Origin of the sequence: Bradyrhizobium sp. AZCC 1719 (assembly GCF_036924525.1) — a bacterium.
In the GTDB taxonomy this organism is placed as follows: Bacteria; Pseudomonadota; Alphaproteobacteria; order Rhizobiales; family Xanthobacteraceae; genus Bradyrhizobium.
The window spans coordinates 3,157,762-3,171,039 of sequence record NZ_JAZHRU010000001.1; the positions used below are offsets into that span (position 1 = coordinate 3,157,762).

A 13,278-nucleotide genomic window follows, 5' to 3' on the forward strand; every position below is an offset into this window, starting at 1 on the left:
GATCACAATCAAGAAGTACAGGTCGTCATACCCCGCCACCGGGTCTCGCCTTCGGCGAGCCCGATGACAGGCTCCTGCGGGGTACCCAGCACGCCGCGGCCTATCGATTGATCATCGCCGCTTCTGGAATACTGGATTACCCCGCTTCGCTGACAATGACGACAATACAATGTCACCGCCTCATTCCTTCCCGGCGAATTCCGTCGGCGTTTTGCCGGTAACCTGCCGGAAAGCATGAGAAAACGCCGGCACGCTGGCATAGCCCAAATCCGAGGCAAGCTGCTTGACGGACACGCCGGCATCCGTGGAGAGCTTCTCGATCGCCGCTGCAATCCGGGCGCGCTGGCACCAGCTCTTGAAGCTTAACTGCGTCTCCGACGAGAACAGCCGCGACAGCGTCCGCACCGAGGTGCCGACCTCGCGCGCCAGCGTTTCGATCTCATGGTCGCCGGTCGGGTCCGTCAGCACGATATCCGCGGCGCGCCGGCAGCGCGGCTCGCGCGGCAGCGGGATGAAGGTCGCCGAATCTTCGGCCTGGTCGAGCTCCATCATGGCCAGTCGCAGCAGAAGCTCGGTTCGCTCGCGATCGCCGCGATCGTCGAACAAAGCCAGGATGGTCTGATGCAGGAGCGGCGACACCCGCACCACGAATTCCGCATCCAGGCTGTGGCTGCGCACTTCGCGCTGCAGCCAGTTGAGTTCGAAATAGAGCGTCCGCATCTCGATATCGGCGAGCACGTCGATCGCATGCTCCGATAGCGCGGGCACCCACACCGCACGGTCCGGCGGCACCAGCCAGCGACCCTTTGGCGTCGTCACCTGCATGGTGCCCTTCGCCGCGTACACCAGTTGCGCCTCGCGGTGCATGTGGGTGTCGAGCCGGACGCCCTTCCGGTAGCTGTTCGCGATCATGTGGATGCCGTCGCCGGTCGAGATGCGGCGCCCGATAATGGCGGCAATTGGCTTTTCGGCGATATTCATTGGCGACATCCCGTCAGGACAACCCCGTATAACCTATTTCGGAAAATTGCGGGATTCGGGAATCGACCATGAACAGCCCAAGGAAAAGCTCAAGGAACAGCCCAAGCCGGGTGATCACTTTCGTCAACGCCGCCCACTTCATCGACCACTATTCGATGCTGATCTTCGCCGCCGCCGTCATCATCATGGGCCCGGCGCTCGGCGTGGCCTATTCGGAGCTGTTGCCTTACGCCACCCCGGGCTTCGTTGCCTTCGGCGCGGGCTCGCTCGTCACCGGCTGGCTCGGCGACCGCTGGAGCCGGCGCCACATGATGGTGATATTTTTCCTCGGCATCGGCGCCTCGATGATCGCCGTCGGCTTCGTGCAAACGCCCTTACAACTCGGCGCGGCGCTGCTGGCGATCGGCCTGTTCGCCTCGATCTATCATCCGGTCGGCACCGCGATGATCGTGTCCTATGCCGATAAACTCGGCCGCGAAATGGGCCTGAACGGCGTCTGGGGCAATCTCGGCGTGGCGTCCTCGGCGCTGGTCACCGGCGTGATCGGGCAATATCTCGGCTGGCGCTGGGCCTTCATCGCGCCGGGAATCGTCACGATCCTGATCGGCGTGGCCTTTGCGCTGATGGTGGTGCACGAGGACCGAACCGGCACCAGGCAGGCCGCAGCGCAGGCGCGGGTGGCGAAAGAAGACATGTGGCGGGTGTTTTTGGCGCTTTTGATCGTGGTGATCGCGATATCCACGACGTTCAACGCCATCACGGTCGCGATGCCGAAACTGTTCGCCGAGCGGCTGGCCGGCCTGACCAACAGTCCGGCCCTGCTCGGGGTGATCGCGGCCGGCGTCTATGTGTTCGGCGCGATGACGCAATATACCATCGGCAAGCTGATCGACCATTATTCGCTGAAGGCCGTGATGCTGCCGCTGTCGTTCTTGCTGGCGCCGTTCATGTATTTTGCGGCGACGCTGTCGAACCTGCCGCTGATCATCGCTTCCATCGGCATCGTGATGGGTGCGTTCGGCCAGGTCACCGTCAACGACGCCATGGTCGGCAAGTACACCACCGAGGAATGGCGCTCGCGCGCTTATTCGGTGCGCTACTTCGTCGGCTTCACCGCGGCCGGCGCCTCTGTCGGCCTGGTGGCGTGGCTTTACGAAAAGGGCGGCTTCGTCACCATGCTGCAGGCGTTCGGCGCGCTGTGCCTTTTGGTGATCGTAGCAGCGATCATCCTGCCGCGGGAGATCAAGGTGCCGGCGGCGCAAACCGCGCCGTGAAATCACTAATCATTTGATCATGCACCACTTTCCGTTATGGAAGGGCGGGCACGAGGCCGGCATGACGAACGGAGGTACTGGTGCTTGCGACCCGCGACGATTTGCTGCGGCGCAATAGCTCCGCTGTGCGGCCGTGAACTCAAACAGAACACTTGACCATCGCCACCCTCCTTGTGTGAGGTGAGCGCATGACCCGAATCCGGTTTTTCCTGTTCATCATTGCGATATTTATGCCTTCGCTGGCGACGGCGCAGACCATGAAATTCGAGGAGGCCGCGGCCATGCTGGCCGCGAGCTGCGGCAAGGACATCGATGACAATTGCCGCGGCGTCAATCTCGACGCGACGCGCCTGAAGGAGTGCCTGGGTCGCAACCAGGACGTAGTGTCGGCGAAGTGCAAGACCGATTATCCCCAGGCCCTCGGCGCCATCCAGCAGCGCATTACCGCGCGCACCTCCCTTGTGAGACTGTGCAATTGGGAATTGAACAAGTTTTGCGGCGAGGTTCGCCAGGATCCCGTCAAGGGACTGCAATGTCTGCTGGAATCCACCAAGAAGGCGACCCCGAACTGCAACAAGGCGATCAGCGCCGCGGGGTATCACTGATGCTTGGGGGAGAAAAGCTGTGCGGCATCGGTCTCGCGCTTTCCGCCCTGGCGCTGTTTGCCTTGCCGATGGCAGCGAGCCGGGCGCAGACCGCCATGTCGAGCGGGGACATCATTGAGAAGCTTGCCGTCGAAGCCGAGTCGGATATCGACCTGGCTGCGTTGCGCCAGCAGGCAGCCGACCGCATCAAGGCGAGAGCGGACGCCCAGCCGCAGAAGCGCCCGCCGATTGCGCCGCAACTGACGAAACTGCCGCAAATCCGTGTCGACGTCGTGTTCGACCAGGATTCCTCCCTGATCCGACCGGCCTCCTATCAGACCATCGGCAGCATCGCGGATGCGCTCACAGATCCGAAGACGCGGCCCTATCGCTATCTGATCGTCGATCACGTCGAATCCGCCGGAAGGCGCGACCACAATCTGATCCTGAGCCAGCGGCGCGCCGAATCGATCCGCGACGTTCTGGTGAACACCTTCAAGGTATCGCCCAAACGACTTCAGGCGCTTGGTTTAGGCGAGGAACAGTTGCAGGATGTCAATCGTCCGGCGTCATCAGCCAATGCGCGCGTCCAGATCATGGCGATCGGCAAGTTCGAAACGGCCGAGCCGGCAACGCCGGCTGCGGCTCCAAAAGGCGCCGCTGCGGCAAAAAAGAAGCGCTGATCATCCGTGAATGGGGTGAGCGCGACGCCAGCGATCGGCTGGGGAAGGAGCTCCCGATGTTCAATCAACTCTCGCCGGCAACGGCCGGTTTCTTGCTGGGATTGACAGTGATGATGACGATGCCCGCTGCAGCGGATGCCTTGAAGGATGAGATTGCGCCGACCGGCAAGCTGCGGGTGGCGATCGCGATCAGTCCGGCCGGCGGCGCGTTCTGGTCGACCAGGACCGAAACCGGCTATGCCGGCGTGCCGGTCGATCTCGGCAAGGCGATGGCGGAGCAACTCGGTGTTCCCGTCGAATATGTCGCGCACAACAATTCCGGGCAGATCGTCGACGCGGCGTCGAAGGGCACCTGGGACATCACCTTCCTGCCGAAGGATCCGGAACGCGAGGGCAGGATGTCGTTCGGACCGATCTATGAGGTGTCGGATGCGACCTACATCGTCAAGCCTGGCTCGACGGTCACGAATTTCGCAACACTCGATCAACCCGGGATCAAGGTCGCGGCGGTCAACAATACAACCACGATGCGCGGTGCGATCGCGCATTTGAAGAACGCCAAAGTCACGGGCTACCAGACCTACGACGAAATCTTCGGCCTGCTCAAGAATGGCGAGATCGACGCGTTCGCGCTGTCGCGCGATCAGCTCAACGCGATGGCAAGGAGGATTCCGGGCACGCGCGTGCTGGATGAAACCTTCAAGCAGACCGTGACGGCGGTGGCAGTGCCGTCCAATCATCCGCTGTCGCTGGCGTTTGCGGTCAAGTTCCTGAACGAAGCGATCTCCAACGGCACGCTGCGCAAGGCCTATGACAATAACGGCCTGAAGGAGCGGCCGGTGCGAACGCAGACGAAATAGGCCGTGTACGCACAAACTTGGTGGCGTGACGCGACGAGGATCATGTCACGCTTTGCCCCGTGAGCGACCAAGCTCGCGCGGCGGCGCAATATATCGCGAAGGGCCACTAGCGGACAACGCTTAATTATGCGGGGCGCGGCTTACTCAGTTCGCGCCACGTCCTAATTGCGCGATTGAGCTTGGCGCAACTGGCAAGTGCTGGGAATCCCATCCTCGCGATGAAGGGGATTCAACACGAGCGGTAGACCGAAGCTACTCTTTGAAACTCCTGCGGGTCGAGGAGGAAATGGCTGAGCGCGTTGAACAGTCATGACTGCCGCTCTGTCAAAATCGGGCAGTCCGCTGCTCTTGACGACGCGAACGAAAGTCAATGCTCCATCCTTGTCAAAATTAAATCTGACTAAAGCCATTCGTACCCGGCAATCGGCATTTGCCCGGTATGGGTAGACTTTGCTTATGTTCAACCTTCGCACAAGCTCCGCCACGTAATCAGCAGGCAGTGTTTGTTTTCTTGCTGCAACGACGTCAGTACATTGAAGCCAAACAAAAGCGATTACCAAAACAGTACCGACAATGCGCATCAATCCAACCCTTAGTTCCTTCGGTCATACAATCAGAGCTTGCCGAGAGAGGCAAACATTTTCGGAATGGTCAGCCAAGCCTTAATCACTTTCGACTAATAAGGTGGCCGCTACCACCTTAAGGCGAATCTCAATGGACATGTTGACACGTCCTGCATCGATCACCGGCATCGTGTTCGGCGTTGTTGCCCTTCTCGCGGTGGGCCTCGGCATCTATTGGCTCTTCAACAAGCAAGCAAGGCTGAAACATCTGGCCGAGCTGAGGAAGCGGCTTGATGACCTCAGACCTGCCGATCCTGAATACGGCGCGGTTAGAGCACTTTACACGTCCATGGTCATAGATGCGCACCGCTGGGGCTTTTTTCATTCCGAGACTGGATCAAGCGACGGTAGCGGGAGCGCCCAACACAGCGGCGACTATCACGATAGTTCTGGCGGGGGCGGAGATCACTAAAAAGATCTGCCAATTGATGCGGCCAATGGTGTGACATGAAGATCGGGGATCGAGTTGAAGTAGTAGCAGTGCCGGTATCGCTGCCGTCCGGAATGGGCACTCAGGCGTTGTTCGAAGCTTGTGTAGGTCGCGTCTTTCCTGTTGAGGGCATCGACAACGGGCTTCTGGAGTTGCACGTGGGCGAAGTCGTCGGCGAGAAGAGCTTCACGCACTCCATCTGGATTGAACCAGACTGCGTTCGTCTGCGCCCCTGATGCGGACAAATAACCGGTGGGCGCAATATGTCGCGAAGGGTCAATAGCGACAGCTCAACTAATCTTAGATCAGTTTTACTACACCTAGGCGAGTGATGCCAAATCTGGATTGAGGTGCCCCGTGACGGATGCTGGCTATCATTCTTCTAGCGTTCGCCGTTGGCGCACTTTTGGTCGCAGCAATTGGTGCGAGGCGATTTCGATACAACTTTAGCGATTGCGTTGAAAGGAATTTGAGCCGCGGCGTGGTTACCTTGGTCGGATCGCAACCGGAGCTGAAGATCGATGCACCGCCGCAATACCCTCGTCGTCGCATGGGTCCTTGGCGCGATGTCGTCAGCATCAGCTGTCGAATGCACTATGGGTCAGGTTGCGATCGACTCGGCGTCGGTCATCACGCCCTGCGGCGAACGGCTCGCCGCGCATAACTTGTCGGATCGCGACCGCGCACAGGCGCATTTCGTCCGCGCGCGCGGCTATCACCGCACGCAGCGTCTCAACGAGGCAGCCGAAGACTACCGCGCGGCCTTTGCGCTCGATCCGAAGAACGAGGAAATTCTCATCTCGTGGTCGAATGTCGATGCGCGTCTGCGGCGCATGGGCGATTGCAAGAGGCGGATCGAGCAGGCTTACGCGATCAATCCGCGGAACCCGCGTGTGCTCAGGGCGGTCGGAGCGCTGCTGTCGGACGTCGGAGAGAGCGACAAGGCGTTTGAGTTCTACAGCAAGGCAATCGAGGTCGATCCGACCGAGGGATTCGCACTTTATTTCCGCGCGCGCGAAAATCGTTTCAAGCGCCGATTCGCCGAGGCGATCGCGGACGCGAGTGCGCTCCTCGCCATTCCGCCGGCCAGGCTTAACGACGCGCAGGGCTTTCTCGACGCGGACGGGATCGTTCGCGATTTCCGCGTCAAGGCGCTGCTTGAGCTCGCCTACAGCTATGAGGATTCCGGTCGGCTCGATCTTGCCGAAAAGGAGTACGACGCGGCGGTCGACGTAGGGCGTTCGGCGCCTGCGCTCGCCGCGCGGGCGCATTTCCTCGGCTTCTACGTCCAGCGCAAGGACGACGCGCTGCGCGATCTCACCGAGGCGGTGCATAAGGAGCCGCGAAACTACACTGCGCTCTATGCGCTGGGCATTTCACTTGCGGGATTCAAGCGCTTTGAGGAGGCTTTCGCGGCCTTCGATGCCGCGGTGACGGCGCGCCCGGATTACGCGAGAGGCCTGATCATGCGAGCACGCATGCACCGTCAGTTCGGGCGCACCGATGCGGCGGTGCGCGACCTGAAAACGGCGGTCTCGCTGGATCGAAGGGATTTAGACGGGATAAGGGAATTGAACGGGTTGATGAACGCGCTGCGTCACGCCGGCTACTGGAGCGAGCCGGGGCTGCCGAGCGGACAAACGCGGGAACTCGATGACGCCATGCGTGCCTGCATGATCGATCCCCAATGCTAGCCGAGGAAAGAATGCAAAGCAGAGCCGTACTAGTCGTTGCCTTCCTTGTTTTTTCCAACGCCGCCGCGCTCGCCGAGAGTGGATCGGCCTGCCAATCCACGCCGCGGCCACACGCGAGTTCGTGCGGCACAGCGGTTTTCCCAAGCACGCTGCGGAGCGAGAGACCTTTCGCGCAGGCATTCGAACGCGGCTTTTGCCGACGGAAGGCGCCTCTCTGCACCGGCACGATCAACTACTCCAGTTGGCAACAGTGGGCGTCGAACCAATGATCGGTCGCCTTGCGCTCGTTGCGTTTGCGTTCGCGCTTGCCTCACCCGCCTTGGCGAGGGACCCCATCGGCACGGCCGGCTCGTTCCGCTCGGTAGGGTGGGCGCAGTGCAGGGCGCCGTACGAGGAATGGAAGCAAGGCGTTTGCGACCCCGCGCCGGTCGATGCCACGCTGCCGGGCCCATCGCTCGCGCGCGCTCATATCGAGCGGTCGGTTGCGCTGCTGGCGCAGACGCGCACGGAGGAAGCGCTCAAGGCGGCGAATGCGGCGGTGGCCATCGATCCGACGAATGTTTCGTCTCTGACATTTCGCGGGCGACTGCTCTCAACGCTGCTGAAGCTCGATGCGGCCGAACGCGACCTCAATGCCGGCCTGATGATCGAGCCGACCAATCCGGTGCTGCTTGCCTCGCGCGCGGAGGTGCTGATCAACGCCGGGAAGGGGCTCGATGCGCTGGCGGACATCACGGCGGCGATCGCGCAGCGACCGGACGACACCGACATGCTGTCGATCAAGGCGCGCATCCACATGAGCCGCGGCCAGGTCGATCTCGCGGAGCGCGACCTCAAACATGCGGTTTCGCTCGATCCCGGCGATCACCGCACGCGGCTAATGAAGGCGCAGGCGCAGCTTCGTCTCGGACAATTCGAGGGCGCGATCGATGACGCGACGAAGGCGCTCGCAATTTCGGCGAGCGATCTCATGGCGCGTGAGACACGAGCGCTCGCACTGATCGCCCTCGATCGGCCGGCGGAGGCGATCGAGGACCTGAATGTGTTGCTCGGCCCGCCCGGCCAGCCGACGACCGCCGTCGCCCTGCGCCACCATCGCGAGATCTTGTTCCAGCGTGCGCTGCTGCTGGCGCAACTCGGCAAACGCGAGGAGTCCAACCGCGACATCGAGGCGCTGATGCTCTCGGGCGGCAAGCAGGCGATCCTGCGTGTGCAACTCTACCTGCGCCGCAACGGCTTTCCGGACGTGCGCATCGACGGCGAGCGCGACCCTGACTTCGACAATGTGCTCAGGAACTGCGTACTCGACCGCGCGTGCGGTCGCGGCATCACGCGGCACATTTGAGCGGCCCGTGTCGATCGAGCCGCATTCACCTGTGAGACCACCCTCCAGATGTCCGAAGGCGCATTCAGTCGGGGGCTGGATGGATGGAGCTGGCTTCGGGTCATCTTCGGTTGATTCAGCCAGGACCATCGGCCGGCTAATGTCCGCGTTGCCCCGTGAGCGGCCAAGCTTGCGCGGCGACGCAATATGTCGCGAAGGGCCACACGGAGACGGGATACGCTATGCAGTCTTGCGTGGTGCCGCCGTATTGGCATCGCCGGTATTTGGCGTTCCGGCAGGTTCGATGAGCAACAGGTGTACTTCCTCACGGGCGACTGGGCGATGCTCGACGCCCTTTGGCACGATGTACAATTCGCCGGGGCCGATCGTGATCGTTCGGTCGCGCAACTGGATGTCGAGAACTCCCTTCAGGACGAGAAAAAAATCGTCCGTGTCATCGTGTTTGTGCCAGACGAAGTCGTCCTTCACCTTCACGACCATGACGTCATAGTCATTGAGTTGCGCAACGGTTCTTGGCGACCAATGCTCATCGAACGTGGCGAGCTTGTCGGTCAGGCTGATCTTGTCTCTCATCGTTGCACCTTCCAGTCCTTCAGGGGGCTAACCGTCGAGGTCTGAGAATAGTCCTTGCGTCATTCCGGGGCGATGCAAAGCATCGAGCCCCCATTGAGCCTCGGACGTACCGAAATCGATTCCGGCCCACGCCGTGCGTGCCCCGGAATGACTGATGGCGCGGGCTGCGCCGCAGGCGCAACATCTGTGCAACTGCACAAATACAAGGCATCAGTCCCAATCGGAACGTCCCGCGATAGGGCCATAACCACGTAGAAATACGCGCTTTTTCTAAGCCTGCGGCTCGATTTCGGGTTGGCACATCGATTGCTTAATCCTGTCTCAGTCAATGACGACTGCCGTCCGTTCGGATTGCCAAGGCCAGCGTTGGCCGAAGGCGTTGGGATCAAGCAGCCTCGCGTGAGGCGCTTCGAGCAGTCTTCGGGACCACCTCACGATAGCTCGCGCATCCTCAGTTCCTGATCGGGCATGACCTGCGTCGTTTCTGTGCCGTTCAAAGGCGGCGCGGGATCTGTCGCGCACGAGGACGGCAAGATTTTTCATTTTAATCGGTGCACGGCTGCGCAGCATCCGGCGCGCTCTAAACTTGTCTCGAAAGGGGAACAGGAATGGCCTATCTCGCGCCTTCGGAATTCGTGACCAAGATGGTCGACGCCGGAGAATCCAAGATCTTCATGTCGACGCGCGATACGGTCATCCGCGCCTACATGGCCGGAGCGATCCTCGCGCTTGCCGCGGCGTTTGCGATCACCATCAACGTGCAGACCGGCGTGCCGATCGTCGGCGCCGCGCTGTTTCCGGTCGGCTTCTGCATGCTGTATCTGCTCGGCTTCGACCTGCTCACCGGCGTGTTCGTGCTGGCGCCGTTGGCGCTGATCGACAAGCGCCCTGGCGTGACGCTCGGCGGCGTGCTGCGCAACTGGGGCCTCGTCTTCATCGGCAATTTCGCCGGCGCCTTTACGGTCGCCGTGATGATGGCGATCGTGTTCACCTTCGGCTGGTCGCAGCCACCGGACAAGGTCGGGCAAGTGATCGGCACGATCGGCGAGAGCCGCACCGTCGGCTATGCCAACCATGGCGCGGCCGGCATGCTGACGCTGTTCATCCGCGGCATGCTCTGCAACTGGATGGTCTCGGCCGGCGTCGTGGGCGCGATGATCTCCACCCATGTCAGCGGCAAGGTGATCGCGATGTGGATGCCGATCATGCTCTTCTTCTTCATGACCTTCGAGCATTCCATCGTGAACATGTTCCTGTTCCCGTCGGGTCTCCTACTCGGCGGCAAGTTCACCTGGTGGGACTACATCGTCTGGAACGAGATTCCGACCGTGGTCGGCAACCTCGTCGGCGGTCTCGCTTTCACCGGGCTGACGCTGTACGCCACTCACGTGAAGACCGGTCCGTCGCGTAGCGCGTCGGCTGCGGCATCTTCGCGGCCGTCCTCGCGCATTGCCGCTTGATCTTAAGACGAGGATGGGCCTCTCCTCGCCAGGGGAGAGGCCCATTGTCGTGAAAGCCGGGAATGCCGCGCGAGCTGAAAATATCGGTCGGACAATTTTCCGATAAGGGAGCCAAGGAAACCAACCAGGATTTCCATGGCGTCCTGATCCCGGACGAGCCGCTGCTCAGCCTCAAGGGCATTTCCATCGTGCTGGCCGACGGCATCAGCACGAGCAAGGTCAGCCGGGTCGCCGCGGAATCGGCGGTCAAGGGGTTTTTGACCGACTATTACTGCACCTCGGAATCCTGGTCGGTGCGGACCTCGGCGCAGCGTGTGCTGGAGGCGACCAATTCCTGGCTGCATTCGCAGACGCGCAGCCAGTATGCCTATGACAAGGACCGCGGTTACGTCTGTACGCTCTCCGCCATGGTCATCAAGTCGACCACGGCGCATCTCTTTCACATCGGCGATTCCCGCATCTATCGTCTCTCCGGCAACACGCTGGAGCAACTGACCAACGACCACCGCATCGTCATTTCCTCGCAGCAGAGCTATCTCGGCCGGGCGCTCGGCGTAAATCCGCAAATCGAGATCGACTACCAGATGCTGCGGGTCGAGCCGGGCGATGTCTTTGTGCTCGTGACCGACGGCATCTACGAGCATCTTAGCGCCCGTCGCATTGCAAAGGCGGTGAACGAAGGCGGCGCCGATCTCGATGCGGCCGCGAAGGGGATTGTCGACCAGGCATTTGAAGCTGGCAGCAAGGACAATCTCACCGTCCAGATCGTCCGCGTCGATGAGGTGCCCGACGGCGCCGCCAGCGAAGTGTTCGCCCAGCCGCATGAACTGCCGCTGCCTCCGCTTCTGGAGGCGCGCACCGTGTTCGACGGCTACCGAATCGTCCGCGAGTTGCACGGCTCCAGCCGCAGCCACATCTACCTTGCCGTCGATATCGAAACCGACGCGGTCGTCACCATCAAGATCCCGTCGATCGATTTGCGCGACGATCCCGCCTACCTGAAGCGGTTCATGATGGAGGAGTGGGTGGCGCGGCGGATCGACAGCCCGCACGTGCTGAAGCCCTGCCTGCTGCAGCGCAAGCGCAACTTCCTCTATGTCGCGACCGAGTACATCGACGGGCAAACGCTGACGCAATGGATGATCGACAATCCGAAACCGAGCCTGGAGACCGTGCGCGGCATCGTCGAGCAGATCGCCAAGGGCTTGCGCGCCTTCCATCGCAAGGAGATGCTGCACCAGGACGTCAGGCCCGACAACATCATGATCGATGCGACGGGTACCGTGAAGATCATCGATTTCGGTTCGACGAAAATCACGGGCGTCGTGGAGGCCGAACCGTCAGGCATCCGCAATGACATTCTCGGTACCCAGCAATATACCGCCCCCGAATATTTCCTCGGCGAGCCGGCAACGATGCGTTCGGACCTGTTTTCGCTCGGCGTCATCACCTACCAGATGCTGACCGGAAAACTGCCCTACGGCGCGCAGATCGCAAAGGCGCGGACCAGGTCGCAATTCAACAAGCTGGTCTACCGCCCGGTGTCGCATGGCGACCGCGAGTTGCCGCAATGGATCGACGGCACGCTCGAGAAGGCCGTGCACCCCAATCCCTACAAGCGCTATGACAGTTTTTCAGAGTTCCTGTTCGACCTGCGTCATCCCAATGCCAATTACGTCAGCGGCTCTTCGACGCCGCTGATCGAGCGCAATCCGCTGCTGTTCTGGAAAAGCACGACGGTCGTGCTGGCGCTCGCCGTAATCGTGCTGCTCGCCATGCAGCACGGGGTGAACCGGTAGTGCTGTCATGCCCCGCTTCAGGCGGGGCATCCAGTACTCCGTGTCATCGGTTTCCTTTCACAACGCCGGCCGCGGGGTACTGGATCGCCCGATTCAAGTCGGGCGATGACGACCGGGCTAGTTCGTCGTCCCCGCCGGAATCGGATCGAGGCCGCTCTTGACGATCTCGGGGCGCGCGGCGGGCGAGGCGAGGAACTTGATCAGCGCTTTGCCGGCCTCGGGTTCTTTCGAGACGGTGGCGATCCCTGCGGAAAACACCGTGATCTTCTGCAATTCGTCCGGCAGCGGGCCGACGATCTCGATGCCTTCCACCGGCTTCAATTCGCTGATCTGTTGGAAGCCGATCTCGGCGTCGCCGCGCGCGACGATCTCGCCGACCGGCGTTGCCGGAATCTTCCTCGCTTTGTCCTTCATGGCTTCCGTAATGCCGAGCTTTCCGAACATCTCGGTCGAGACATAGACGCCGCTGGCGCTGTCGGAATAGGCGACCGTCTTCACCGCCAGCAGCGCGCGCTTGAGCGCGTCGGCAGTGCTGATATCAGGCTTCGGCATGCCCGACTTGACGGCAACCCCGATCGGCGACTTGACGAGATCAACGCTGGTGCCGGCAGTCACTTTGCCTTTCTTGGCGAGATCGTCGAGCGCATAACCGACCATGATCAGGACGTCCGCCGGTTCGCCGCGCTCCAGCCGTACCGGGATAGCATTCGTGGTCGTGCCCATCGACGGCCCGTAAGCGGTCAGCACCTTGTGGCCTGTCGCACGCTCGAATTCCGGAACCAGCGCCTTGTAGGCGGCCGACAATCCGCCCGAGATCATCACCCGCACCTCGGCGGCTGTGGCTGTGACGGTCAGCAGGAACGCACTGAGAGTGGCGAGCGCGAGGGTGCGAAGTGTTTTTGAAAGCCGCATCATGAATTCCTCCTGGGACGACTCTTGAGCGGTCGACCTTGGGAAATGCTAGCGCGCAAG

The 13,278-nt window shown here is 61.4% G+C and carries 14 protein-coding genes; 10 read left to right on the plus strand and 4 right to left on the minus strand.

Annotated features, from left to right (window positions below):
* Positions 1–180: 180 nt before the first annotated feature.
* Positions 181–981 carry an AraC family transcriptional regulator gene (locus V1292_RS14895; protein ID WP_334373479.1) on the minus strand — a complete coding sequence of 267 codons (801 nt, stop codon included), beginning with the start codon at positions 979–981 and terminating at the stop codon, positions 181–183.
* Positions 982–1,049: 68 nt separating this feature from the next.
* On the opposite strand from V1292_RS14895, the gene V1292_RS14900 reads away from it, so the two are divergent.
* From V1292_RS14900 to V1292_RS14915, 4 genes are all read left to right on the plus strand, one after another.
* Positions 1,050–2,255, plus strand: coding sequence for an MFS transporter (locus V1292_RS14900; protein WP_334373480.1), 1,206 nt, complete (start codon positions 1,050–1,052; stop codon positions 2,253–2,255).
* Positions 2,256–2,443: 188 nt separating this feature from the next.
* Positions 2,444–2,860 (plus strand): hypothetical protein, encoded by a 417-nt coding sequence (locus V1292_RS14905; protein ID WP_334373481.1) that lies wholly within the window; start codon positions 2,444–2,446, stop codon positions 2,858–2,860.
* Positions 2,860–3,522, plus strand: a complete 663-nt coding sequence (locus V1292_RS14910; protein WP_334373482.1) for an OmpA family protein — start codon at positions 2,860–2,862, stop codon at positions 3,520–3,522. The genes V1292_RS14905 and V1292_RS14910 overlap by 1 nt, the downstream gene beginning before the upstream one ends.
* Before the next feature lie 113 nt (positions 3,523–3,635).
* Positions 3,636–4,382, plus strand: a complete 747-nt coding sequence (locus tag V1292_RS14915) for a transporter substrate-binding domain-containing protein (protein WP_442895615.1) — start codon at positions 3,636–3,638, stop codon at positions 4,380–4,382.
* 161 nt (positions 4,383–4,543) lie between these two features.
* Here the strand turns inward: V1292_RS14915 and V1292_RS33865 are convergent, their stop codons facing one another.
* Positions 4,544–4,963: an energy transducer TonB gene (locus V1292_RS33865; RefSeq protein ID WP_442895523.1), complete on the minus strand. Its 420-nt coding sequence runs from the start codon at positions 4,961–4,963 to the stop codon at positions 4,544–4,546.
* A 133-nt stretch (positions 4,964–5,096) separates the two neighbouring features.
* Between V1292_RS33865 and V1292_RS14920 the strand changes: the two genes are divergently transcribed.
* The 4 genes from V1292_RS14920 (at position 5,097) to V1292_RS14935 (ending at position 8,474) form a co-directional block, all read left to right on the plus strand.
* Positions 5,097–5,417 carry a hypothetical protein gene (locus V1292_RS14920; protein ID WP_334373484.1) on the plus strand — a complete coding sequence of 107 codons (321 nt, stop codon included), beginning with the start codon at positions 5,097–5,099 and terminating at the stop codon, positions 5,415–5,417.
* Between the two features lie 35 nt (positions 5,418–5,452).
* Complete coding sequence (locus V1292_RS14925) at positions 5,453–5,671, plus strand: hypothetical protein (protein ID WP_334373485.1); 219 nt, start codon at positions 5,453–5,455, stop codon at positions 5,669–5,671.
* A 360-nt stretch (positions 5,672–6,031) separates the two neighbouring features.
* Entirely contained in the window at positions 6,032–7,129 is a 1,098-nt protein-coding gene (locus V1292_RS14930) for a tetratricopeptide repeat protein (RefSeq protein ID WP_334373486.1), read from the plus strand.
* A 265-nt stretch (positions 7,130–7,394) separates the two neighbouring features.
* Complete coding sequence (locus V1292_RS14935; protein ID WP_334373488.1) at positions 7,395–8,474, plus strand: tetratricopeptide repeat protein; 1,080 nt, start codon at positions 7,395–7,397, stop codon at positions 8,472–8,474.
* A 219-nt stretch (positions 8,475–8,693) separates the two neighbouring features.
* Here V1292_RS14935 and V1292_RS14940 read toward each other — a convergent pair whose 3' ends face one another.
* Entirely contained in the window at positions 8,694–9,047 is a 354-nt protein-coding gene (locus V1292_RS14940; RefSeq protein WP_334373490.1) for a cupin domain-containing protein, read from the minus strand.
* A gap of 608 nt (positions 9,048–9,655) precedes the next feature.
* Here V1292_RS14940 and V1292_RS14945 point away from each other — a divergent pair.
* Together V1292_RS14945 and V1292_RS14950 are read left to right on the plus strand one after the other, a co-directional pair.
* Positions 9,656–10,507: a formate/nitrite transporter family protein gene (locus tag V1292_RS14945; protein ID WP_065744419.1), complete on the plus strand. Its 852-nt coding sequence runs from the start codon at positions 9,656–9,658 to the stop codon at positions 10,505–10,507.
* Between the two features lie 62 nt (positions 10,508–10,569).
* Positions 10,570–12,306: a bifunctional protein-serine/threonine kinase/phosphatase gene (locus V1292_RS14950; protein ID WP_334373491.1), complete on the plus strand. Its 1,737-nt coding sequence runs from the start codon at positions 10,570–10,572 to the stop codon at positions 12,304–12,306.
* Between the two features lie 117 nt (positions 12,307–12,423).
* Here the strand turns inward: V1292_RS14950 and V1292_RS14955 are convergent, their stop codons facing one another.
* On the minus strand, positions 12,424–13,218 hold the full coding sequence (locus V1292_RS14955; protein WP_334377050.1) for a substrate-binding domain-containing protein: 795 nt from the start codon (positions 13,216–13,218) through the stop codon (positions 12,424–12,426).
* Positions 13,219–13,278 lie beyond the last annotated feature (60 nt).

Excerpts from the sequence above, each read along its gene's own strand:
- V1292_RS33865 (WP_442895523.1), bottom strand. The coding sequence starts at position 4,963 with ATGCGCATTGTCGGTACTGTTTTGGTAATCGCTTTTGTTTGGCTTCAA.
- V1292_RS14925 (WP_334373485.1), top strand. The coding sequence starts at position 5,453 with ATGAAGATCGGGGATCGAGTTGAAGTAGTAGCAGTGCCGGTATCGCTG.
- V1292_RS14905 (WP_334373481.1), top strand. The coding sequence starts at position 2,444 with ATGACCCGAATCCGGTTTTTCCTGTTCATCATTGCGATATTTATGCCT.
- V1292_RS14910 (WP_334373482.1), top strand. The coding sequence starts at position 2,860 with ATGCTTGGGGGAGAAAAGCTGTGCGGCATCGGTCTCGCGCTTTCCGCC.
- V1292_RS14915 (WP_442895615.1), top strand. The coding sequence starts at position 3,636 with ATGACGATGCCCGCTGCAGCGGATGCCTTGAAGGATGAGATTGCGCCG.
- V1292_RS14955 (WP_334377050.1), bottom strand. The coding sequence starts at position 13,218 with ATGCGGCTTTCAAAAACACTTCGCACCCTCGCGCTCGCCACTCTCAGT.
- V1292_RS14930 (WP_334373486.1), top strand. The coding sequence starts at position 6,032 with ATGGGTCAGGTTGCGATCGACTCGGCGTCGGTCATCACGCCCTGCGGC.
- V1292_RS14900 (WP_334373480.1), top strand. The coding sequence starts at position 1,050 with ATGAACAGCCCAAGGAAAAGCTCAAGGAACAGCCCAAGCCGGGTGATC.
- V1292_RS14935 (WP_334373488.1), top strand. The coding sequence starts at position 7,395 with ATGATCGGTCGCCTTGCGCTCGTTGCGTTTGCGTTCGCGCTTGCCTCA.
- V1292_RS14940 (WP_334373490.1), bottom strand. The coding sequence starts at position 9,047 with ATGAGAGACAAGATCAGCCTGACCGACAAGCTCGCCACGTTCGATGAG.
- V1292_RS14920 (WP_334373484.1), top strand. The coding sequence starts at position 5,097 with ATGGACATGTTGACACGTCCTGCATCGATCACCGGCATCGTGTTCGGC.
- V1292_RS14945 (WP_065744419.1), top strand. The coding sequence starts at position 9,656 with ATGGCCTATCTCGCGCCTTCGGAATTCGTGACCAAGATGGTCGACGCC.
- V1292_RS14950 (WP_334373491.1), top strand. The coding sequence starts at position 10,570 with ATGCCGCGCGAGCTGAAAATATCGGTCGGACAATTTTCCGATAAGGGA.
- V1292_RS14895 (WP_334373479.1), bottom strand. The coding sequence starts at position 981 with ATGAATATCGCCGAAAAGCCAATTGCCGCCATTATCGGGCGCCGCATC.